This window comes from Bizionia sp. M204, assembly GCF_023205095.1.
GTDB lineage: Bacteria > Bacteroidota > Bacteroidia > Flavobacteriales > Flavobacteriaceae > Algorimicrobium > Algorimicrobium hallyeonense.
Map to the genome: position 1 here is coordinate 247,173 of NZ_CP046242.1, position 20,022 is coordinate 267,194.

Here is a 20,022-nt window from a genome sequence, read left to right on the forward strand (position 1 = left end):
GTTATTATATTTAAGGTATAAACTAACTATGTGAAACCCTCTTTGTTTTTAAAAATGTTTAAGCGTGTCGCTTATCTTGTAGCCATAACAGGGTTGCTTTATAGTTGTTCTTTATTAAAAATTGAAACGACTCAAGAACCACTCTCCAAACAGGATTTAAATATACGATTGCTAACACAATCTTTAGTCACAGAAGCAACGAATCGGGTTGAATTTGCGGCAGATAGTATTATAGCCACAACTGGCAATACCAATTTGCAGAAGCACGCTTACCGTTGGAAAATAGAAACCTTAAATACCTTTAAAAATACCGCTTTTCAGAGTTCACCCAAGCTTTCCTTAATGGATACTTGGACGTATATGTTGCAAGTGCGAAATTTTATGGACACCAAACAAGCTCATGATTATTTTGGAATATACACCAACTACGTAGCGCGAGTTTCCCAAGACAATGTAAAAGACATTGAAGCGAAAGCCCGACAGTTTTTTAAAGCAGAAGATTTTATACAACATCAAGATTTCGCTTCAAAATTTGCAAACAAAAACCCTATTTCAAATGCTAATTTCAGACACGATCCAGTGCGTTCAGAATATGTGGCGTTTTTAAAAGTGCCCGATAGTCTGGCTTTTACAACCGTTGGTTCCTTATCTGAAGTGATGACTAATTTTTCAGATAAATTAACCTATTCTACCGATGCTGCCGGCAAACAATTTAAGTGGAATACAGAATTAATATTGAAAGAAAAAGGATTTGATTCTGTTCAAATAAAAGATGTTATGGCAACCATTGAAATGAAAGTAGATAGGTTAAGTGATATTGCCGAAAACACACCAGAAAAACTTAACCTGGCCTTAAAATCGTTTTCAAATGATATGCGAATTCTGTTTTATGAACTAAATTCTGAAATTGGATTTGTTAGTGAACCCTTGGCCTTAGAGCGTCAGGCAATAGATACCATAATAATGCGTGAACGTATTGCTTTGGATAGTATTTTTTTTAAGAGAACGTAAGGCTGTGGCTGTAGAAGCTAGCGAAATTTCAGTTAAAATGGTGGATCAAGCCATGATTCATGTTAAAGACTTAACGGGAACTATTTTGCTTTATGTGGTTTTATTATTCGCCATCCTGCTGTTTTTGCCTTTTCTTTTAGGTTATTTTGCTGGGAAAATTCATCAGAAAAATAAACAGCATAGGAGCAAGGATTAACCTTCTAAAATAAAACGCGAATTGATAGGTTTGGTGTAATACCTAATGCTACGTTTTCTACCTGAATTACTTGGTTATTGGCATCCATGATATAGTACCTATTTATAATATTTTCTGTGTCAAAAATATTCCAAACGGAGGCGCCAATTTGGGCATTGGTCTGTTTTGAAAGTTGAAAATTATAAATGGCTGAAAAGTCCGTTCGCCAATGATCGGGTAAATTTTCGGCATTGGGTTCGCCGTAAATAAGTGTGTTGGAAGCTTCGGTTTGACCACTATCTATTAATGTGTTGGGTTTTCCTGAATGCCAATTCATCCCTAAGGCTAATTTCAAACGATTTAAGGTGTAGGTGCCCGATACGTTTAATTGATGTTTAATGTCTACATTATTTGGAAATTGGTCCCCATTTTGTAATTCTGGAAAGGTATAGGCGTTTTTACTATAGGAGTAACTTAACCAAGTGCTAAAATTTTCAAATTGTTTATTAATTAAAAAATCCAATCCTGTTACACGATATGCGCCAATAGAATTGGTGTATTGAAACTGATTTTGAAAACCTTGACTTCTAGACGTAATGCCATCAACCTGTTTGATGTAACCTTCCAAACTAATTAATAATTGGTTTTTATTGTAATGAATTCCAGTGGAAAGTTGCTGACTTTTTATGACTGGAATATCGTTATTATTGGCTAAAATCCATCGTCTCTTTTCAATACCTAAAAAATCGTTTTGTAAATCAATAATTTGCGATGTTGTTTGGCTTTTCAATTCTGCTAAAACTTCAATGCGAAAATTTTCAGCAATAATTTGATTGAAGCTCACGCGTGGTTCAAAATAGAAATCTGAAAATTTCTCTATATAATTCGCCCGAAATCCAAAGCGTGCTCGTGTATTTCCGGATTTCGATTTATAGGTTAATTCGTTATAAAATCCATGAGTTCGTAATACTTCTTTGATGTAACGTCTAAAAATAGGGTTGGAAACGTCTTCAAGGTTACTGATGCCAACTTCAGAATATTGGTAACCACCTTCATAATTTAATTGCGCATCTACGTTGTAAAGAATATGTGCTTTAAAACTACCATCTGTGACTTCGTTTTCTTGAATGAGCTCCTGGTTATTGCTCACATCAGCATGATTAGCATATAAATCATATGAAGAAAAATAGGCTTGAAATGTTGTTTGTAATTTAGAATTCCAATTTCTAGAAAACGTGCTATTTATGGCCAGGCTACCTTGCGTAAGTTGACTGTCTGAACGTGTTTTGCTATTGTTTATGGTGGCCGTTTCTTGGTAATCCAAGGCGTTTTCAATGTTTAAAAAACTGACTTCCAATTTGTCCTTTTCAGAAATATCATAAATCAGTTTGGCAGAAACATCATAAAAATAGAATTTTTCCGAGTTTGTTAAAACGGTTTCCGTAGGATTTGTTAAATCGGAATCTTGAAAAATACGTTTAAAATATTGCTTGTAAGTTGGCGTGTTAAAAACATCGGTAAGCGAACGCCTTCCCGCAACTTGCACGCTTATTTTTTCTGAAATAGGAATACGAGCAAAGGCATCAGCAGCTAACATATTGGCGCCTATTCCTGCTTCGGTTTTTTTTGAAATGGTATGGGAACTTTGCATATCAATAATTCCAGAAACACCATCGCCAAATTGTGCGCTGGATCCATTTTTAGAAACTAAAACATCATCAATTAAAGATGGATTAAAAGCTGAAATAAGTCCGAAGAAATGACCGGATTGATACATTTTTACACCATCCCAGAGAATGAGATTTTGGTCGTTAGTGCCACCACGAATATTTAAGGTAGAAACCCGCTCATCAGCACTTGTAATCCCTGGCAAGGCTTGAATGGTTTGCAACACGTCAGGTTCTATTAAGCCAGGTAAAATTCCAAAGGTTTTTAAATGAATATGTGTTGTTCCATCCGCTTGTGTCGAAATACCCTCTGTTAAATAATTATTAAGAATTACTTCGTCTAGATATTGAGTTTTGGTGATATCTGAAAATTCAATAGGTCTAACGGCATAGCTAGTTTCTGATACCATTTCAAAAATTAAACGCGTTTCAGTTTCTAAATACGCAATGAGTTTTGCTTTTGAAAGTGTTTGGCTTGGAGGAGGTATTTCTTTATTGGCAACCGTAGCATCAGCATAAGAAAAAGACAATTGGTATTCCCGTTCAATATGTTCTAAAACGGATTGTAAGGGTTTGGTTTTGGCGGCGTTATTTTGAGCTTGAAGCAATCCAAACAGGCCAAAAAAGCAGTAAAAAAATATAATAAAGGGTTTATTTTTCATGCAACACAATCAAACCATTTTCTTTTGTATAGGTAATATTTAAAGGTAGTGTAATAGCTTTTAATGCTAAATCTAAATCCGTATGAACAAATTTCCCAGTAAACAGCACGGATGTGTTTATCGTTTGTGCATCAACTTTTAGTCCATACTGACGTTCCAATTCGTTTAAAACAAATTTATACGGCATGCTCTTAAACTGACTATGGTTGTATAACCAAGCTGGATTTAGAATGTTTTCTTTTTCTCGTGCAATAAATTTCCCATTTAGTATTAAAAATTGATCGCCTGGTTTTAAAACCATATTTTTATGGTCAGTTATAACCTGTACAGAACCTTCATAACAAACCACTTCAAAAATATCATTTCTGTTTTCTACTAAAAATTGGGTTCCTAAAACAGTAATAGTTCCAGAAGTTGTTTGGACATTAAATTTGGAACCTTTTTCAACTTTAAAATAAGCTTCGCCATGTAAGGTCAATTCACGTTGGTTTTTCCAGCTTTTTTTATTGTAGGTTATTTGGGATTGTGCATTTAAAGTTACCTCTGAATAATCTGGTAATTCAAATGTTGTTTTTTCAGCGGTTAATGTGGTAATATGGGTATCTAAAGTCGTTGTGTAATAATACACACTAAAGGAAATGGCAATTAATGCTGCAATTTTTAAAATAGGTTTTAACCATTTTGTTTTCGATTTCTGCTTTTTGGAAATTTCTGCCGAAATGGTTTCAAAAGCAAGCGACTCATCAAACTTGGGAGCTTTAAAATGCATCAAGTTTTCTGATAATTTCATAAGCGGCTCATAATCATCAAGTGCCTTAAATGCGGCTAGTTCTTGCGGATTCAAGTCGTCTTGCAACCATTTTTGTATCAGTTCTTCTCGATTCATAATGTACCTATTCAAGTATATAACAAGTTCGCTATTGTTTTTCCTACCTCGTTTTAAATTATTTATTTAAATACCTTCAATATCTTTTCGTAAGTGTTTTAGAGCTCCATAAATACGTTTTTCTACAGCTTTGGTTGAAATGTTTAGCAGGTCGGCAATTTCTTTGTGCTTTTTCCCTTCAACCCGATTCAATAAAAAGGCCACACGCTGTGCTTCGGTTAAATTAGAAATCGCTTTTTGGAGTTTTTCCATGTATTCACGTTCTTCTAAAAGGAATTCTGGCGTTTCGTTTGTGGATGACTTGGGTTTTATTTCTTGAAATTTTAACACCACTTTTTGATGCGCCACGACATTTAACATCAAATTATTGGCAACCGTAAATAAATACGATTTTGCTTTAGATGGTTTGATGTCTTTACAGTTTTTCCATAACTTTATAAAAGCCTCTTGAACCTGATCTTGTGGGTTTAAATGGCTTCCAAATTTGTAATATAAAAAGTTGTGCAAGTTTTTGGCATGCGTTTTAAACAGCTTGGAAAACAGCTGTTCATTACAAATATGATCATTTAAATCTTTAGACATTTTTTAATTTCTGTCTGTAAATGTATAAAAAAAGTTATGGCATGGTAGGAGTTTTTAAATTTAAACTGTTTTATAAGAAATGAGTCTAATTAAAACACATATCATGAAACAACCAATCAAATGTATCTTCTTACTTGTCGGGATTCTGTTTTTTACAGTTACCGCATGTCAAGATGAGGTTATTGAAGAAACACCTCCAAACGACCAAGAAATTATTCAATCAGATTCCAATCTAGCTAACTTAATGCGAAACACGTCTGCCAACAATGGTAGTGTGGATGATATTCTAGATGGATCGGATTGCTTTACAGTTAATTTGCCGGTAACCATTGTCGCAAATGGTATTACCTTAACCATTGAAACGCTAACTGATTTAAGTCTGTTGGAAGCTATTTTTGATGCCAGCAATACCGATGAGGATGATTTAGATTTCCTATTCCCAATAACTATAATTTTAAACGATTATACCGAAGTTAATATCGATTCCGTGGACACGTTAGAAGCGTTTATTGACTCCTGTATAGCAGATGAAGACCTTATAGAATGTGCAGATTTTGTGTACCCAATTTCCTTTTCAATTTATAACACCAGTTTTCAAATTATTGATACCGTTGTTATAGATAATGATTACGAATTATATATCTTTTTAGAAGGTCTGGAAGACGGTAATAATGGTGCTGTTTTAACAAGTTTAAATTTTCCGGTGTCCATTCAATATACAAATAGTACAACGATTGAAGTTGCTAATAATCAAGCTTTAGAGGAAGCTATCAATGCGGCTAATGAAAACTGTTATTATGATTGTGATCTTGATGAGGTTATTGAAAATTTACAAGAATGTCATTGGTCAATGGCAGCTCACAGCGGTAACAATGATTATGTAGGTTTTGACTTTTATTTTAATGATAATAATTTATTACAGATTATTTATGGAACAGGCTCTTTAACTGTTAGTGGAAACTGGAATGTTTCAACTATTGATGAGCAAGTGGTATTAACCATATCGGAACTGACAGATTTTACGCCACTAGAAGGCGATTGGTTGGTGGAAACGTGTAACGATGATCGATTAGTATTCACCCAACAAATAAATTCTGAAACACTAGAAATGGTATTAGAACAAGACTGTTTTGGCAGTCCATTTAACTGCTTTGAAGATGTATCTATTACAGCTTGTGATTTTGATAACGACGGAATTGCAGTTTTTGAACTGGAGACTCAAGTGTTAGGGAATGTTATTTGTACTGTAAATTTCACACCGTCATTTCATGTCACATTAGCAGATGCTGAAAATAATGTGAATGCCATAGCCCAACCCAATTCGTATTCAAATACCACAAACCCACAAACTATTTATTTAAGAATAGAAGCTTTAAATGGTGAATTTCAAGTGTATGAAATTGAATTAGTGCCAGAAAACTGCAGCGCCAATTGTTTAGAATCAGATATTGATAACTATTTACAATCCTGTGTTTGGAATGTGGTTAGTTATAATGGCGACGACCATTTAATTATGTATGAATTTGATTTTGTTTCAAATTCCGAAGTTATTGTTACAGGTAATGGAATGACTATTTCTGCCTTCTGGTCAACGGAACAATCAGGAACCTCTGTAGCACTTTTATTAAGTGGTGTAAATGGGCCAGATATTCAAGCTGTTAATGAGTATTGGTTGATTGTAGCTTGTGATGAAGGTCGATTGGAAATGGTTACTGCCAATAATACAAACATGGTTATGGAGCGTGATTGTCCAACCTGTAATAATCCGGGTACTTTAACTAACGATTTAATTATCTATATGCCTTTTGGGAATGAGGTTCGAGATTTAATTGGAGGAACTGTTATTAACGATTTTAGTTTAACCGAAGATCGAGCAGGTAATGCAACATGTGCCGCTTTATTTGAAGGAAATGCTAATTTTTCCATACCAGTTACAGCTCAAAACCAATTGGTTCAAGGCGATAATTTTTCAGTAAGTGTTTGGTTTAAAATGCAAAATACCACGGCAGGAAATTTTGAAACCATTTTCCAAAAAGGAAGCGTTAACTCCGAAGGGTTTCAATTGGCTGTTTACGATTTAAATACGCCTCTAGTTAGTGATACGACTAACGGTTACGGACTATGGGATAATGATTGGAATGGTGAAGTGGATGTGCAATGGGAAAATACAGATTGGCATCATTTGGTTGTTACGAGAGATTCAAATAATACCATACGATTATATAGAGATGGACAATTGCGAAACATTGATGAAAACTCCACATTCAATATTGATACAGATCCGCTGAATGATTATTTTATTGGTCAGTTTTTTACAGGACATTTAGATGATTTACGCGTGTACAAACGAACCTTAAGTCCTAATGATGTAGGTGATTTGTATAATCTTGAAGCAGATTGTTTTCAATGTCTATAAACGGTTAGTTATTGGTTTTATTTTTAGTAGAAAAGAGTTGTCAATTATGGCAGCTCTTTTTTATGCAATTAAAATAACAGCATCGCTTTATTAATAGCAATCAAATCATTAAATTTGCATCTTTAAAAAATCATAAGAAGTATGTTTAATAATTTAAGTGAAAAGTTAGATAAAGCGTTACACGTATTAAAAGGTCATGGTAGTATTACGGAAGTAAACGTTGCCGAAACCTTAAAAGAAGTACGTAGAGCCCTTTTAGATGCCGATGTTAACTTTAAAATTGCTAAAGATTTTACCGTTCGTGTAAAGGAAAAAGCACTTGGGCAAAATGTATTAACAACACTTCAGCCAGGCCAATTAATGGTGAAAATCGTTAAAGACGAATTAACCGAATTAATGGGTGGCGATGCAGAAGGTCTTAATTTATCAGGAACACCAAGCATTATTTTAATGTCTGGTTTACAAGGTTCTGGTAAAACAACCTTTTCTGGTAAACTGGCCAATTTTCTAAAAACTAAAAAAACCAAGAAGCCGTTATTAGTAGCTTGTGATGTGTATCGTCCGGCTGCCGTAGATCAATTGCACGTTGTAGGTGATCAAATTGGTGTTGAGGTTTATAGTGATAAAGGTAATACAGATCCAGTTACCATTGCCCAAGCAGGTATTGCACATGCCAAAGCCAATGGTTTTAATGTGGTTATTATTGATACAGCTGGTCGTTTGGCAGTTGATGAAGCCATGATGACCGAAATCTCTAACATCCATAAAGCCATCCAACCACAAGAAACCTTATTTGTTGTGGATTCTATGACAGGTCAAGATGCGGTGAATACAGCAAAAGCCTTTAATGATGTCTTAAATTTTGATGGTGTTATCCTAACTAAATTAGATGGTGATACACGTGGTGGAGCTGCTATTTCTATTAAATCGGTTGTAAATAAACCTATTAAGTTTATTGGTACTGGCGAAAAAATGGAAGCGATTGATGTTTTCTATCCATCGCGTATGGCCGATCGTATTTTAGGAATGGGAGATGTGGTGTCTCTTGTTGAAAGAGCCCAAGAACAATATGATGAAGTTGAAGCGAGAAAACTTCAGAAAAAAATTGCCAAAAACCAATTTGGTTTTGATGATTTCTTAAAGCAGATTCAGCAAATCAAGAAAATGGGCAATATGAAAGATCTTATCGGCATGATTCCTGGTGCAGGAAAAATGATGAAAGATATTGATATAGATGATGATGCGTTTAAAGGTATTGAGGCTATGATTCATTCCATGACACCTTTAGAAAGAACAAACCCATCAGTTATAAATGCCAGTAGAAAAAAGCGCATTGGAAAGGGTTCGGGAACATCTGTTCAGGAGGTGAATCAGCTTTTAAAGCAGTTTGACCAAATGGGTAAAATGATGAAAATGATGCAAGGTGGAAAAGGAAAAGCCATGATGCAAGCCATGAAAGGGATGAGGTAATGTTCAGTTACCAGTTTGCAGTACCAGTTTGCAGTCGGGAATTTCAATAATATCTTATTAAATAGTAATAAAATGGATTTCAAAAAACTTTTAGCATATCAAAAAGCATTTGATTTAGCTATGGATATTTTTGAAATCTCGAAAAATTTTCCAAAAGAAGAAACATACGCATTGACAGATCAAATTAGAAGAAGTTCACGTTCTGTGAATGCTAATTTGGCAGAAGCTTATAGAAAGAAAGTTTACCCAAAACATTACAATAGCAAGCTAACTGATGCTGATGTAGAGAATTCAGAAATAAATAGATGGTTATATTTTGCTTTAGCTTGTAATTATCTTTTAAAAGAACAGCACATAGATTTATCAAATGAAGGAATTGAAGTTGGTAAATTAATAAATTATATGATTAATAATCCTGGAAAATTCGGAGTTAATCCAGAATGATTATTTAGTGAATTGAAAACTAAAACCGCAAGAGTAAGAACTGGAAATTGCGACTGCGACTGAAAACTATTATATATGGTCATACTAGACGGAAAAAAAGTAAGCAACGACATTAAAAATGAAATTGCTGATGAGGTTAAAAAAATGAAGGCAAAAGGGGAGAAGGTTCCTCATTTGGCGGCTATTATTGTCGGAAACGATGGCGCTAGTTTAACCTACGTTGCAAGTAAAGTACGAGCTTGCGAGCGTGTTGGTTTTGAATCCACCATGGTACGTTTATCCAATACAACTAGTGAGATTGAATTGCTGGATAAAATTCAAGATTTAAATGAAAACCCAGATATTGATGGTTTCATTATTCAATTACCACTTCCGCCTCAAATTAATACGCAAAAAGTTTTAATGGCTGTAAATCCAGATAAAGATGTGGATGGTTTCCACCCCATGAATTTTGGTAAAATGGCCTTGGATATGTCAACGTTTATTCCTGCAACACCTTTTGGGATTTTGGAACTATTAGATAGGTATAATGTGGAGACCAAAGGAAAACATACCGTTGTTATTGGACGTAGTCATATTGTTGGTCGTCCAATGAGTATTTTAATGGGAAGAAAAGGATTTCCAGGAAACTCGACGGTAACATTAACGCATAGTCACACAAAAAATATAACCCAAATAACCAGTCAAGCCGATATTATTATCACAGCTTTAGGTCATCCAAATTACCTAAAGGCGGAAATGGTTAAAGATGATGCCGTCATTATTGATGTTGGAATTACACGTGTACCAGATGATAATTCGCCAAAAGGCTATATTATTACAGGCGATGTAGATTTTGAAAATGTAAGCAAGAAAGCAAGTTATATTACACCTGTTCCAGGAGGAGTTGGTCCGATGACAATTGCCATGCTGCTTAAAAATACCTTATTGGCTAGAGAACGACACATGCAATAAAGACCTTATATTGCAACGTGAATTTTTTACAAACCCTAATTATTCAGTCTAACAGAGTACAATTTGGTAGTATAGAGCATATACTACCAATTGGTCTAGCCATTCTATTTTGTATTGGTCTTATTCATTTTGCGCGTAAAAAATTACATGTTAACCAAAAATTTTTAGTTTTTAAGTGGCTTGGAATTTGTGTTTCACTGACTATTGTATTGTTTCATGTACACAAAATTAGTTTAGGCGGTTATACTATTTCTAAAGATTTACCTTTATTTCTATGTAGTTTTTTAGCCTTAATTATTCCCATATTTACTACTTCTAGAAAATATTGGATGTATGAAATTTTATTGTTTTGGATAATTGCCGGAACCTTGCAAGGTGTTATAACACCAGATATTGCTGTAGGCTTTCCTAGTTTAGACTATTTCAGGTATTGGATTGTGCATCTGGGTTTACTTACCATTATTTTTTATGCCACCTTCGTGTTACATATGCGACCAAAATTTAAAAGTGTAATTAAGTCCTTTTTAGCATTGCAAGTTTATGTGGCAACCATAATGGCTGTTAATTATGTATTAAATTCTAATTACTTCTATTTAAATAGAAAGCCAGAATCTGCTTCGGCACTGGATTATTTAGGTGATTATCCGTATTATTTACTTGTTGTAGAATTAATATTAATCCCGTTTTTCTTATTAATTTATTTACCGTTTTATTTAATCGGTAATAAAAAGAAACTGACATCCAAATAGTAACGGTGCGTTTATAAAATTTGCCTCAAACTTATTTCGCAAACAATTGACTCCTATCTTTAAACGCTTTAAACTCCAAAGCATTTCCGGCGGGGTCGTAAAAAAACATGGTAGCTTGCTCGCCAACTTGTCCTTCAAATCGAATATAAGGTTCAATAACAAATTTGATATCTGCCGCCTGTAAATGTTCCGAAAATTCTTGAAAATCAGCCCAAGGTAAAACCACGCCATAGTGAGGAACTGGAACCGATTTCCCATCCACTGAATTGGTATGTAATACGGCGTCAGATTTTGGTTTATAGTGAATAACTAGTTGGTGGCCGAAAAAATTAAAATCGACCCAATGGTCACTGCTTCGGCCTTCCTCACAGTTTAATACATCGCGATAAAAAACACGACAAGCCTCCAAATTGTGAACTGGAATAGCTATATGAAAAGGTGAAATAGTGGACATATAATTTATCTTCTAGATTGTTTCGCGATGCTTTTATTGGTAAACGTTTTATCTGAATCTGCCAATAAACGATTTAATTCTGCGAATTCTGATTTGGTAAATTCTCTATACGTTCCAACAGGAATATCTAGTTTAATATTCATTATCCGAATACGTTTTAGTGTGACAACCTCATAGGTTAGATACTCACACATACGACGAATTTGCCTGTTTAAGCCTTGGGTTAATATAATTCTAAACTCGTGCGTACCTAGTTTTTCAACCTCACATTTTTTTGTGGTTTTATCTAATTCTTCTAAATAAATTCCACGAGACATGTGTTGAATAAACGTTTGTGAGATGGGTTTGTCAACAGTTACAATATATTCTTTATCATGATTATTACTCGCACGTAATATTTTATTTACAATATCACCATCATCTGTCAAGAAAATTAAACCCTCACTAGGTTTGTCTAAACGACCAATAGGAAAAATACGTTTCGGATATTTTATATAATCAATAATATTATCTTTTTCCACACGTGTATCTGTTGTACAAACAATGCCAACAGGCTTGTTAAAGGCCAAATAAACAAATGGGTTATCGTTGCCTTTAATTTCTTTGCCATCTACTTCCACCACATCGGATTCTGATACTTTGGTTCCCATTTCTGGAACCACACCATTAATGGTTACACGTCCAGCATCAATAAGTTTGTCGGCAGCTCGACGTGAGCAATAACCAACTTCGCTTAAATATTTATTGAGTCTTGTTAATTTTTCTTCCATCATGCAAAGATATCAATTTAGCTTTTTAAAAACTCATAAATGTAATTGGATATACTGTCGTCTATTAACGAATGTCCAAATCCTGTTGTGGTTATTAGTTTGCTGTTTTTTAGACTATTATTAATGGATAGTGCATCTTGATACGGAATGATGGTGTCTTTTTCATCGTGAATAATGAGCCCTTCTAAACTTAATGTTTCTAAATATTTAGCGGTTGAAAAACTCTCAGGCGCTTCATTAAATCTATCCTTTGCTAGTTGGTTAATAGCACTTATTGTACGTTTACTGAAGCCCATCATTGTGTAATACCGATTTAAAACATCCGTGAATTCAGAAGGTGTGCCTAATAAAATCATCTTTTTTAACGCCTTATAATCGCTGTTTGTTTGCGAAAAAACGGAAGCCATACCACCAACGGAATGACCAATAATAAAATCGGGTTTAAACTTTTTTGAAACCGCTTTTATAAAATCGGCATATAACACGGCGTTAAATCGTTTGCTTCCAGATTTACCATGAGCTGGTGCATCTAATGCAATTATGTTGTAATCTAATTTTCGCAAAGGCTCAATTAAATACTGCCACCTCGCCGCATTACTTTCCCAGCCATGTGCTAATAGAATGGTTTTTCCTTTCCCTAGCCATCTGTAAGTCATAACAGGGATGGAATTCACCGTGAGTTCTTCTCGGAAGGAGGTGCCTAAAAAATCATATTGTTTTTCTGTTAGTCTACCACGTCTTGGTGTTGTAAATAAATACAATGCCAAACGTGCTGCAAATTTTTTAGAAAATAATCCAATAACATTTATAAGGAAACCAATGAATTTTTGAAGGATCTTCATGGGGTTTCGCGATTAACTAAATCCATAGAAAATGCAGGTTTACAGATAGCCAAATAAACGCAAGGTTCCGTAAACGGATTGGAATACTGTACACGCGTATTTTTAGTTATTTTGATGGATTGTCCGGCTTCTAAAACAATTTCTTCGCCATCAATTATAAATTGTTTTTTTCCTTTAATGATAAAGGTGTATTCGTCAAATTTAGGTGTTTGAAATGGTTCACTCCAGCCCGCAGGTGCAACCATGTGAGCAATGCTAATGTCAGGATTGCCATCGGTTGCCAATCCAAAATGTTCTTTAATTAGTTTACCATCTGTTGTTGGGAATACGAATGGATTATCTTGAACTTGGTATGTTTTCATACGTGTTATTTTAAAGGTTTTGCGTTTTTTTAGTACTTAACGATCAAATACGTCTAGGAAATTAATCCCAGCCAATCATGAAGTATTTAATTTTAGCGGTTTCAGGAATTTGAATAGCTTCAATTTTAGCGTTATAATCAAACTGTAAACTTGCGGGTAACTCTTTCTTATCGATGGTAAAAAAGGCATTGATTTCATTCACGAAAACAACCACATTTTTAATGGTATTTTGAATGCTTGAAATTTTATACTGCTTTTGAATATCACCAAATGTACTTTTTGTTGTAATGCCTTTTTCTGTTTTGTAACGCGGATCTATCACTTTAACAGTACTAATAGTGGCTTTCGGATCTGTAGTTGTTACAGGACTTAATACTAATAAGGTGTTTCCAGCTTTATCATAAATTTGTATGTCCGAATAGTCTTTCATATAAGCTTCGGTATTCGATAATTTCACGATAGAATCGTTCGGGAATATCATTTCCAAATCCGCTACTTTGGTGGAGTCTGTTAGCATGCCAATATTTTGGTTGCCAATTAAAAATGGATCTTGTTCTTTCGTGCAACTAGTGAATAAAGCTGTTACTATAATTAAGCTTAAAATGATTTTTTTCATTTGGGTGTTATTTTTTTTAATTGTGTTTTTAGTTTATGATTTTTTAGAACTGCTCATCGCTTTGCTTAAGATCCCAAAAACGCTTCTAATAAAAGTGGCGCTTGTCAGGACTTTTACTATCGGGTTCATTCGGGAACTTGAACGACGCGTGCTTTTTTTAGATTCCGCTTTTTTTAGGGCTTCCTTTTCTTTTTGAGCTTTTTCTTTTAATTCATCAGCTTCCGCTTCTTCAATTTTTTTATTGAGCAATTCATAGGCACTTTCCCTATCAATTTCATCATTGTATTTCTTCACTAATTTAGAATCCGATAAAAGTGCTTCAAGTTCATTGTCTGTTAAAATATCCATGCGACTCATTGGCGCGCGCATCATGGTGGCTGCCAGTGGCGTAGGTCGTCCCTTTTCATCTAAAGCTGACACTAAAGCTTCTCCAGTTCCTAACGATGTTAATATACTAGCCGTATCATAATATTCAGTATCTGGGTAGTTTTGTGCTGCCAACTTTATGGCTTTTCTATCTTTAGCAGTAAATGCACGTAAGGCATGCTGTACTTTTAAACCGAGTTGACTTAAAACCGCTTCCGGAACATCAGTTGGGTTTTGGGTTACAAAATATAACCCAACACCTTTACTTCGTATGAGTTTTACAATACTTTCTATTTGATTTAATAAGGCTTTGGAAGCTTCATTGAAGATTAAATGTGCTTCATCTATAAACAAAATTAATTCTGGTCGCCCAGAATCGCCTTGTTCAGGAAAGGTGGCGTAAATTTCAGCCAATAAACTCAACATAAAGGTTGAAAACAATTTGGGCTTATCCTGAATATCTGTTAAACGAATAATATTTATATAACCGCGACCATTTTCATCAACACGCAATAAATCATCAACTTCAAATGATTTTTCACCAAAAAATAAATCACCTCCTTGTTGTTCAATCTCAACTATCTTACGTAAAATAGCACCAGTGGAAGCGGTGGAAATCCGGCCATAAGCATCTTCAAATTCCTCGCGACCTTCATCTGTGGCATATTGTAGAATTTTTTTGAAATCTTTTAAATCTAAAAGTGGTAGTTTGTTATCATCGCAATATTTAAATATTACCGATATAATTCCGGCTTGTGTTTCCGTAACATCTAATATTCGTGAAATTAAAACGGGTCCAAATTCACTAATCGTTGCCCGAAGTCGCACACCATGTTGTTCCGAAAGGGTTAAAATTTCAACAGGAAAGGCCTTTGGGTTAAAAGGAAGTCCAATTTGCGCATGGCGTTCAACAATTTTTGCATGACCAGGACTGGGTTGTGCCAATCCACTTAAATCGCCTTTGATGTCCATTAATAATACCGGAATACCTTTTTCGCTTAAATTTTCAGCTAATACCTGAAGTGTCTTTGTTTTACCTGTTCCTGTTGCACCCGCAATTAAGCCATGTCTGTTCATGGTTTTTAAAGGTACATTTACGAAAGCATTGGTAACAGTTTTTCCATCAAGCATGGCGGAACCCAAGGTTATAAACTCACCCTTATTAGTGTTTCCTTCTAATATATGCTTGAAAAACGTCTCGTTTCTGTCCATGAATAATAATTTGCATAAAAGTACAATTCTTAAATTAATCATCGGAATTTTTTTCAAACAATATCAGGTGAATGAAATGGCGCGGTAACCATGTGTTTAAATATATAAAACAAACTTTTTAGTAAGGTTGCGTTATGAAATATCGGAGACATCATAGCACTTACTAAATCCTGTTTTATATCTTTGCACGCTATGACAAGAAGTGAAAGACAAGAGTTGTTAGATAAAGGGCTTTTATTGCCCTTAATGGAGGAGTTTTATACCATACAAGGTGAGGGTTTCCATAAAGGAACTGCTGCCTATTTTATACGAATTGGTGGTTGTGATGTAGGTTGTCATTGGTGTGATGTGAAGGAAAGCTGGTTGGCCGAACTACATCCACCAACTGAAACAGCAAAAATTGTTGCCAATGCTGAAAAGTACAGCAAGACTATAGTGGTAACCGGTGGTGAACCTTTAATGTGGGATATGACGGTTTTAACCAACCAATTAAAAGCAAAAGGTATGCAAACCCATATTGAAACCTCTGGTGCTTATGAGTTAACAGGTACTTGGGATTGGATTTGCCTTTCGCCTAAAAAATTAAAATTACCAACCCAACGAGTTTATGATAATGCAAATGAATTAAAGGTGATTGTTTATAATAAAGATGACTTTAAATTTGCGGAGGAACAAGCGGCTAAAGTAAATAAAGATTGTATTTTGTATTTACAGCCTGAATGGAGTAAACGCGATAAAATGGTGCCCGACATTGTAGATTACGTTATGGCAAACCCGAAATGGAAAGTGTCATTACAAACCCACAAATACTTAAATATACCCTAAAAAAAACGCCTTGAATAGTCAAGGCGTTTTTTATTATAATCGAAATGTTTTTTATTTTGAAGAGGTAGGTACCGATACTCTAACCTTTCCCCATCCCATGTGCATGTTAGCATCATCATCAAAACTTATAGAAAATGCTTCTAAAGATTCATCCGCTATGTTTACAGGAGCCGTAACACGAGCAACATCATTTTCTTCTTTGTAGAAATATGACCCCCAAGTATTCAAATCTTTATTAATAATAATTGTCCACGCTTTGTCTCCAGGAATGGTGAATAAAGAATAGGTTCCTTTTTTTATCATTTTGCCACCAAAATTGGTGTCTTTATAAAATGTAATTTCAACAGCTTCATTAGCTCCAGTACGCCAAACCTTATCATTAGGTGCTAATTTATCTAATGAACGATTGTTAAGTTGTGGTCTGCTGTAAACGACTTTTATAGATTTGTTGGCATCCTTGTAATCTGAAGGAAACGCGGCGGCATCCATTGGGCTTTTATCTAAATTAGAAAACTCTTGAGCAGATAAGCTTGTTGTGAATACCATAACCAAAGCAAACGCTACGGATGTAATAAATGTTGATTTCTTCATATTTATAATATTTGTTTCGTTAAAAATATTTAATAATTTTTAAACAGTCGCAAATTTTCTTGAAACTTTACAAATTATTAGGAATACAATAAAATCAAATTCAATTTGTTTCATATTTATGTAAATTAAGTATTTATTGTTTCATATTATAACCAAAACATAATTTATTGTTTTTAAATACTGTTATTATATCCATATTTGCTTCAATAAATAAATTATACAAAAAATTATGTGTGGAATTGTATGTGCATTCGAATTGAAACAGAAAGCAACGGAATTAAGACCTCAAGTATTAGAAATGGCGAAAAAAATCAGGCATCGTGGCCCAGATTGGAGTGGGGTTTATGATAATGAAAAGGCTATTATGGCGCATGAACGTTTGGCTATTGTGGATCCAGCTTCAGGAAAGCAGCCGCTAATTAGTGCTGATAAAAAATTAGTGTTAGCCGCCAATGGGGAAATCTATAACCACCGAGAGTTGCGGAAGCAGTTTCCCGATTACAAGTTTCAAACAGAAAGTGATTGCGAAGTCATTTTAGCACTGTATCAAGAAAAGGGTGCTCATTTTATTGATGAGATGAATGGTATTTTTGGGTTTGCAATTTATGATGTCGAGAAAGATGAATATTTCGTAGCGCGGGACCACATGGGAATCATTCCGTTATATATAGGCTGGGATGAACATGGAACCTTTTATGTAGCTTCAGAATTAAAAGCGTTAGAAGGTTATTGCACCAAAATTGAATTATTTCCTCCCGGACATTATTTGTCTAGCAAAGATGGTGAATTTGTGCAATGGTACAAACGCGATTGGATGGAATATGATGCTGTAAAGGAAAACGAAACCCATATTGCGGAAATTAAAGACGCCTTGGAAGCAGCTGTTCATAGACAGCTTATGAGCGATGTGCCTTACGGTGTTTTATTGTCAGGTGGATTAGATTCGTCTGTAACGTCAGCCATCGCTAAAAAATACGCACAAAAACGCATTGAAAGCGATGATACAACAGATGCCTGGTATCCGCAACTGCATAGTTTTTCAGTGGGATTAGAAGGTTCGCCAGATTTAGCAGCAGCCAGAAAGGTTGCGGACCATATTGGAACGGTTCATCATGAAATAAAATTTACAATTCAAGAAGGATTAGATGCGCTAAAAGATGTTATTTACCAGTTAGAAACCTATGATGTAACAACTATTCGAGCTAGTACACCAATGTATTTAATGGCGCGCGTTATAAAATCTATGGGTGTAAAAATGGTATTATCTGGTGAAGGAGCTGATGAATTATTTGGAGGCTATTTATATTTTCATAAAGCGCCAAATACGCAAGAATTTCATGAAGAAACCGTTCGAAAATTGAGCAAATTACATCAGTACGACTGTTTACGAGCTAACAAAAGTCTGGCGGCTTGGGGAATTGAAGGCCGTGTGCCATTTTTAGATAAAGAATTTATGGATGTGGCTATGCGTATCAATCCACAAGATAAAATGATTAATGGCGAGCGTATGGAAAAATGGGTTGTTAGAAAAGCCTTTGAAGATATGATTCCTGAATCTGTAGCTTGGCGCCAAAAAGAACAGTTTAGTGATGGCGTGGGTTATAGTTGGATAGATTCCTTAAAAGAGGTTGTTGCTACAGCAGTAAGTGATGAGCAACTAGCAAACGCGAAGTATAAATTTCCATTGCAAACACCAACCAGTAAAGAGGAGTTTTATTACCGGTCTATTTTTGCTGAACACTTTCCAAGTGATGCTGCCGCTTTATGTGTACCGCAAGAAGCTAGCGTAGCTTGTAGCACCAAAATTGCCTTGGAATGGGATGAGAGTTTTAAAAACATGAACGACCCAAGCGGAAGAGCCGTTGCTCATGTGCATGCCGATGCGTATTAATGAGGTTTAGAAGGTTTAGGAGGTTGGCTACAGAAAATTCATAAAACTAACGTAATCCTGCCTTTAAGCCATATGCAATAAAACAAATCTAATACAAGATTAAAAGCCAGTTTTGTGCTGGCTTTTTTATGGTTTTATGTCTAATGTTTCACTACATTTAGAAACAGAAACAAACCATCTCTACAGTATAATTCCTGCTTACAGACTAAAAGTAAGCCCATGATAAAGTTATTCAGACCTGTTCGTCAAGACCTTTTTAGCAAAGGCTCGTTCTCCGGACAGGGAGGGAAAACCGCTAGATATTTTAAATACGCCATTAGCGAAATTATTTTGATGGTTATTGGAATTCTTATTGCACTTTCAATTAATAATTGGAACGAAAACCGAAAACATGCCAGTACCGAACAAGAGTTTTTTAAGAGTATAAAAAATGATCTAAAATAAGATCTAGATTTTATAAATTATGGTCAATCCTATTCCAAACCAAAAATTGCTGCCTATAACCTATTAAGTAGTAAATATTCAGAAAATTATAATAGCCACAAAACGACAATAGACTCTTTAATGGCTGTTTATCTTTTTGCTGGGCAACGTACTTTTTATCCTGTTTCTGGAGCTTTTAAATCATCCATAGCGGGAAATGAAATTAATACGTATACCCATAAAAAGGTCATCCAAAGTATTATAAAGTTGTATGGCTCCAACTATGATAGACTAATTGATAATGGGAAAATTGTTGATGCAAGATGGAGTAATTTAGGTGAAAATATATTTATAGCCGAAGAACGTCTTCGTTTAATAGAGTTAATAATGCTGTTTATAGTGATATGTTAGATGACTTCCACTTTCATTATATTCAATTACATGGGTACAATAAATTATTAAATGAAACTGAAGTAGACGTCCATCAGTTGTTAAAACAATTGCCATGATTATAATCTCCTTAAAAACATGCTGCCATTATGCTAGTAAAAGAAAAAATAAGCAAGGACTTATAGCAATTTGAATATGAAATCCAGGTATAAATTGAATCCGTTAAGAGCTAAAAACAAGTGGCGTTTATAAATCAGAAATAAG

General features: G+C 34.7%; 21 protein-coding genes. 11 read left to right on the forward strand and 10 right to left on the reverse strand.

All coding sequences use genetic code 11. From position 1 onward, the window contains the following. The first annotated feature begins 54 nt into the window (after positions 1-54). Positions 55-1,011, forward strand: a complete 957-nt coding sequence (locus GMA17_RS01165) for a hypothetical protein (protein WP_248398195.1) — start codon at positions 55-57, stop codon at positions 1,009-1,011. Positions 1,012-1,015: 4 nt separating this feature from the next. Then, complete coding sequence (locus tag GMA17_RS01170) at positions 1,016-1,207, forward strand: hypothetical protein (protein WP_248398198.1); 192 nt, start codon at positions 1,016-1,018, stop codon at positions 1,205-1,207. Positions 1,208-1,211: 4 nt separating this feature from the next. On the opposite strand, the gene GMA17_RS01175 is transcribed toward GMA17_RS01170, so the two are convergent. The 3 genes from GMA17_RS01175 to GMA17_RS01185 all read right to left on the reverse strand — a co-directional run bounded on the left by GMA17_RS01175 (position 1,212) and on the right by GMA17_RS01185 (position 4,983). Next, entirely contained in the window at positions 1,212-3,515 is a 2,304-nt protein-coding gene (locus GMA17_RS01175; protein WP_248398201.1) for a TonB-dependent siderophore receptor, read from the reverse strand. Beyond that, positions 3,505-4,401, reverse strand: a complete 897-nt coding sequence (locus tag GMA17_RS01180; protein WP_248398204.1) for a FecR family protein — start codon at positions 4,399-4,401, stop codon at positions 3,505-3,507. The genes GMA17_RS01175 and GMA17_RS01180 overlap by 11 nt, the downstream gene beginning before the upstream one ends. A gap of 66 nt (positions 4,402-4,467) precedes the next feature. Continuing rightward, entirely contained in the window at positions 4,468-4,983 is a 516-nt protein-coding gene (locus tag GMA17_RS01185; protein WP_248398207.1) for an RNA polymerase sigma factor, read from the reverse strand. A gap of 103 nt (positions 4,984-5,086) precedes the next feature. On the opposite strand from GMA17_RS01185, the gene GMA17_RS01190 reads away from it, so the two are divergent. The 5 genes from GMA17_RS01190 (at position 5,087) to GMA17_RS01210 (ending at position 11,016) form a co-directional block, all read left to right on the forward strand. Further along, on the forward strand, positions 5,087-7,399 hold the full coding sequence (locus GMA17_RS01190) for a LamG domain-containing protein (protein WP_248398210.1): 2,313 nt from the start codon (positions 5,087-5,089) through the stop codon (positions 7,397-7,399). A gap of 141 nt (positions 7,400-7,540) precedes the next feature. Beyond that, positions 7,541-8,869, forward strand: a complete 1,329-nt coding sequence (gene ffh / locus GMA17_RS01195) for a signal recognition particle protein (protein WP_248398212.1) — start codon at positions 7,541-7,543, stop codon at positions 8,867-8,869. Between the two features lie 72 nt (positions 8,870-8,941). Further along, positions 8,942-9,313 carry a four helix bundle protein gene (locus GMA17_RS01200; RefSeq protein WP_248398215.1) on the forward strand — a complete coding sequence of 124 codons (372 nt, stop codon included), beginning with the start codon at positions 8,942-8,944 and terminating at the stop codon, positions 9,311-9,313. Positions 9,314-9,388: 75 nt separating this feature from the next. After that, positions 9,389-10,267 carry a bifunctional 5,10-methylenetetrahydrofolate dehydrogenase/5,10-methenyltetrahydrofolate cyclohydrolase gene (locus GMA17_RS01205; protein ID WP_248398218.1) on the forward strand — a complete coding sequence of 293 codons (879 nt, stop codon included), beginning with the start codon at positions 9,389-9,391 and terminating at the stop codon, positions 10,265-10,267. A 17-nt stretch (positions 10,268-10,284) separates the two neighbouring features. Continuing rightward, positions 10,285-11,016 carry a TIGR02206 family membrane protein gene (locus tag GMA17_RS01210; RefSeq protein WP_248398221.1) on the forward strand — a complete coding sequence of 244 codons (732 nt, stop codon included), beginning with the start codon at positions 10,285-10,287 and terminating at the stop codon, positions 11,014-11,016. 31 nt (positions 11,017-11,047) lie between these two features. Here the strand turns inward: GMA17_RS01210 and GMA17_RS01215 are convergent, their stop codons facing one another. The 6 genes from GMA17_RS01215 to GMA17_RS01240 all read right to left on the reverse strand — a co-directional run bounded on the left by GMA17_RS01215 (position 11,048) and on the right by GMA17_RS01240 (position 15,638). After that, entirely contained in the window at positions 11,048-11,470 is a 423-nt protein-coding gene (locus tag GMA17_RS01215) for a VOC family protein (protein ID WP_248398224.1), read from the reverse strand. Between the two features lie 5 nt (positions 11,471-11,475). Then, complete coding sequence (locus tag GMA17_RS01220; protein WP_248400597.1) at positions 11,476-12,240, reverse strand: pseudouridine synthase; 765 nt, start codon at positions 12,238-12,240, stop codon at positions 11,476-11,478. A gap of 17 nt (positions 12,241-12,257) precedes the next feature. Beyond that, on the reverse strand, positions 12,258-13,082 hold the full coding sequence (locus GMA17_RS01225) for an alpha/beta fold hydrolase (RefSeq protein ID WP_248398227.1): 825 nt from the start codon (positions 13,080-13,082) through the stop codon (positions 12,258-12,260). Then, on the reverse strand, positions 13,079-13,444 hold the full coding sequence (locus GMA17_RS01230; RefSeq protein ID WP_248398230.1) for a cupin domain-containing protein: 366 nt from the start codon (positions 13,442-13,444) through the stop codon (positions 13,079-13,081). The genes GMA17_RS01225 and GMA17_RS01230 overlap by 4 nt, the downstream gene beginning before the upstream one ends. A 61-nt stretch (positions 13,445-13,505) precedes the next feature. Further along, complete coding sequence (locus GMA17_RS01235; RefSeq protein ID WP_248398233.1) at positions 13,506-14,060, reverse strand: hypothetical protein; 555 nt, start codon at positions 14,058-14,060, stop codon at positions 13,506-13,508. Positions 14,061-14,093: 33 nt separating this feature from the next. After that, positions 14,094-15,638: a helicase HerA-like domain-containing protein gene (locus tag GMA17_RS01240; protein WP_248398236.1), complete on the reverse strand. Its 1,545-nt coding sequence runs from the start codon at positions 15,636-15,638 to the stop codon at positions 14,094-14,096. A 192-nt stretch (positions 15,639-15,830) separates the two neighbouring features. Here GMA17_RS01240 and GMA17_RS01245 point away from each other — a divergent pair, with 192 nt between their 5' ends. Further along, on the forward strand, positions 15,831-16,463 hold the full coding sequence (locus GMA17_RS01245) for a 7-carboxy-7-deazaguanine synthase QueE (RefSeq protein ID WP_248398238.1): 633 nt from the start codon (positions 15,831-15,833) through the stop codon (positions 16,461-16,463). 51 nt (positions 16,464-16,514) lie between these two features. Here the strand turns inward: GMA17_RS01245 and GMA17_RS01250 are convergent, their stop codons facing one another. Beyond that, the gene (locus GMA17_RS01250) at positions 16,515-17,054 is read right to left on the reverse strand and encodes a DUF2911 domain-containing protein (RefSeq protein WP_248398241.1); all 540 of its coding nucleotides are present in this window, start codon (positions 17,052-17,054) and stop codon (positions 16,515-16,517) included. Positions 17,055-17,283: 229 nt separating this feature from the next. Here GMA17_RS01250 and asnB point away from each other — a divergent pair, with 229 nt between their 5' ends. The 3 genes from asnB (at position 17,284) to GMA17_RS01265 (ending at position 19,779) form a co-directional block, all read left to right on the forward strand. Continuing rightward, the gene (gene asnB, locus GMA17_RS01255; RefSeq protein WP_248398243.1) at positions 17,284-18,945 is read left to right on the forward strand and encodes an asparagine synthase B; all 1,662 of its coding nucleotides are present in this window, start codon (positions 17,284-17,286) and stop codon (positions 18,943-18,945) included. A 219-nt stretch (positions 18,946-19,164) separates the two neighbouring features. Further along, positions 19,165-19,389, forward strand: a complete 225-nt coding sequence (locus GMA17_RS01260) for a DUF6090 family protein (protein WP_371922402.1) — start codon at positions 19,165-19,167, stop codon at positions 19,387-19,389. Between the two features lie 120 nt (positions 19,390-19,509). Then, a complete protein-coding gene (locus GMA17_RS01265; protein ID WP_248398246.1) occupies positions 19,510-19,779 on the forward strand; it encodes a hypothetical protein in 270 nt (89 codons plus the stop codon). The last annotated feature ends 243 nt before the right edge of the window (positions 19,780-20,022 follow it).

Excerpts from the sequence above, each read along its gene's own strand:
- GMA17_RS01165 (WP_248398195.1), top strand. The coding sequence starts at position 55 with ATGTTTAAGCGTGTCGCTTATCTTGTAGCCATAACAGGGTTGCTTTAT.
- GMA17_RS01175 (WP_248398201.1), bottom strand. The coding sequence starts at position 3,515 with ATGAAAAATAAACCCTTTATTATATTTTTTTACTGCTTTTTTGGCCTG.
- GMA17_RS01180 (WP_248398204.1), bottom strand. The coding sequence starts at position 4,401 with ATGAATCGAGAAGAACTGATACAAAAATGGTTGCAAGACGACTTGAAT.
- GMA17_RS01185 (WP_248398207.1), bottom strand. The coding sequence starts at position 4,983 with ATGTCTAAAGATTTAAATGATCATATTTGTAATGAACAGCTGTTTTCC.
- GMA17_RS01190 (WP_248398210.1), top strand. The coding sequence starts at position 5,087 with ATGAAACAACCAATCAAATGTATCTTCTTACTTGTCGGGATTCTGTTT.
- ffh (WP_248398212.1), top strand. The coding sequence starts at position 7,541 with ATGTTTAATAATTTAAGTGAAAAGTTAGATAAAGCGTTACACGTATTA.
- GMA17_RS01200 (WP_248398215.1), top strand. The coding sequence starts at position 8,942 with ATGGATTTCAAAAAACTTTTAGCATATCAAAAAGCATTTGATTTAGCT.
- GMA17_RS01205 (WP_248398218.1), top strand. The coding sequence starts at position 9,389 with ATGGTCATACTAGACGGAAAAAAAGTAAGCAACGACATTAAAAATGAA.
- GMA17_RS01215 (WP_248398224.1), bottom strand. The coding sequence starts at position 11,470 with ATGTCCACTATTTCACCTTTTCATATAGCTATTCCAGTTCACAATTTG.
- GMA17_RS01220 (WP_248400597.1), bottom strand. The coding sequence starts at position 12,240 with ATGGAAGAAAAATTAACAAGACTCAATAAATATTTAAGCGAAGTTGGT.
- GMA17_RS01225 (WP_248398227.1), bottom strand. The coding sequence starts at position 13,082 with ATGAAGATCCTTCAAAAATTCATTGGTTTCCTTATAAATGTTATTGGA.
- GMA17_RS01230 (WP_248398230.1), bottom strand. The coding sequence starts at position 13,444 with ATGAAAACATACCAAGTTCAAGATAATCCATTCGTATTCCCAACAACA.
- GMA17_RS01235 (WP_248398233.1), bottom strand. The coding sequence starts at position 14,060 with ATGAAAAAAATCATTTTAAGCTTAATTATAGTAACAGCTTTATTCACT.
- GMA17_RS01240 (WP_248398236.1), bottom strand. The coding sequence starts at position 15,638 with ATGGACAGAAACGAGACGTTTTTCAAGCATATATTAGAAGGAAACACT.
- GMA17_RS01245 (WP_248398238.1), top strand. The coding sequence starts at position 15,831 with ATGACAAGAAGTGAAAGACAAGAGTTGTTAGATAAAGGGCTTTTATTG.
- GMA17_RS01250 (WP_248398241.1), bottom strand. The coding sequence starts at position 17,054 with ATGAAGAAATCAACATTTATTACATCCGTAGCGTTTGCTTTGGTTATG.
- asnB (WP_248398243.1), top strand. The coding sequence starts at position 17,284 with ATGTGTGGAATTGTATGTGCATTCGAATTGAAACAGAAAGCAACGGAA.
- GMA17_RS01260 (WP_371922402.1), top strand. The coding sequence starts at position 19,165 with ATGATAAAGTTATTCAGACCTGTTCGTCAAGACCTTTTTAGCAAAGGC.
- GMA17_RS01265 (WP_248398246.1), top strand. The coding sequence starts at position 19,510 with ATGGCTGTTTATCTTTTTGCTGGGCAACGTACTTTTTATCCTGTTTCT.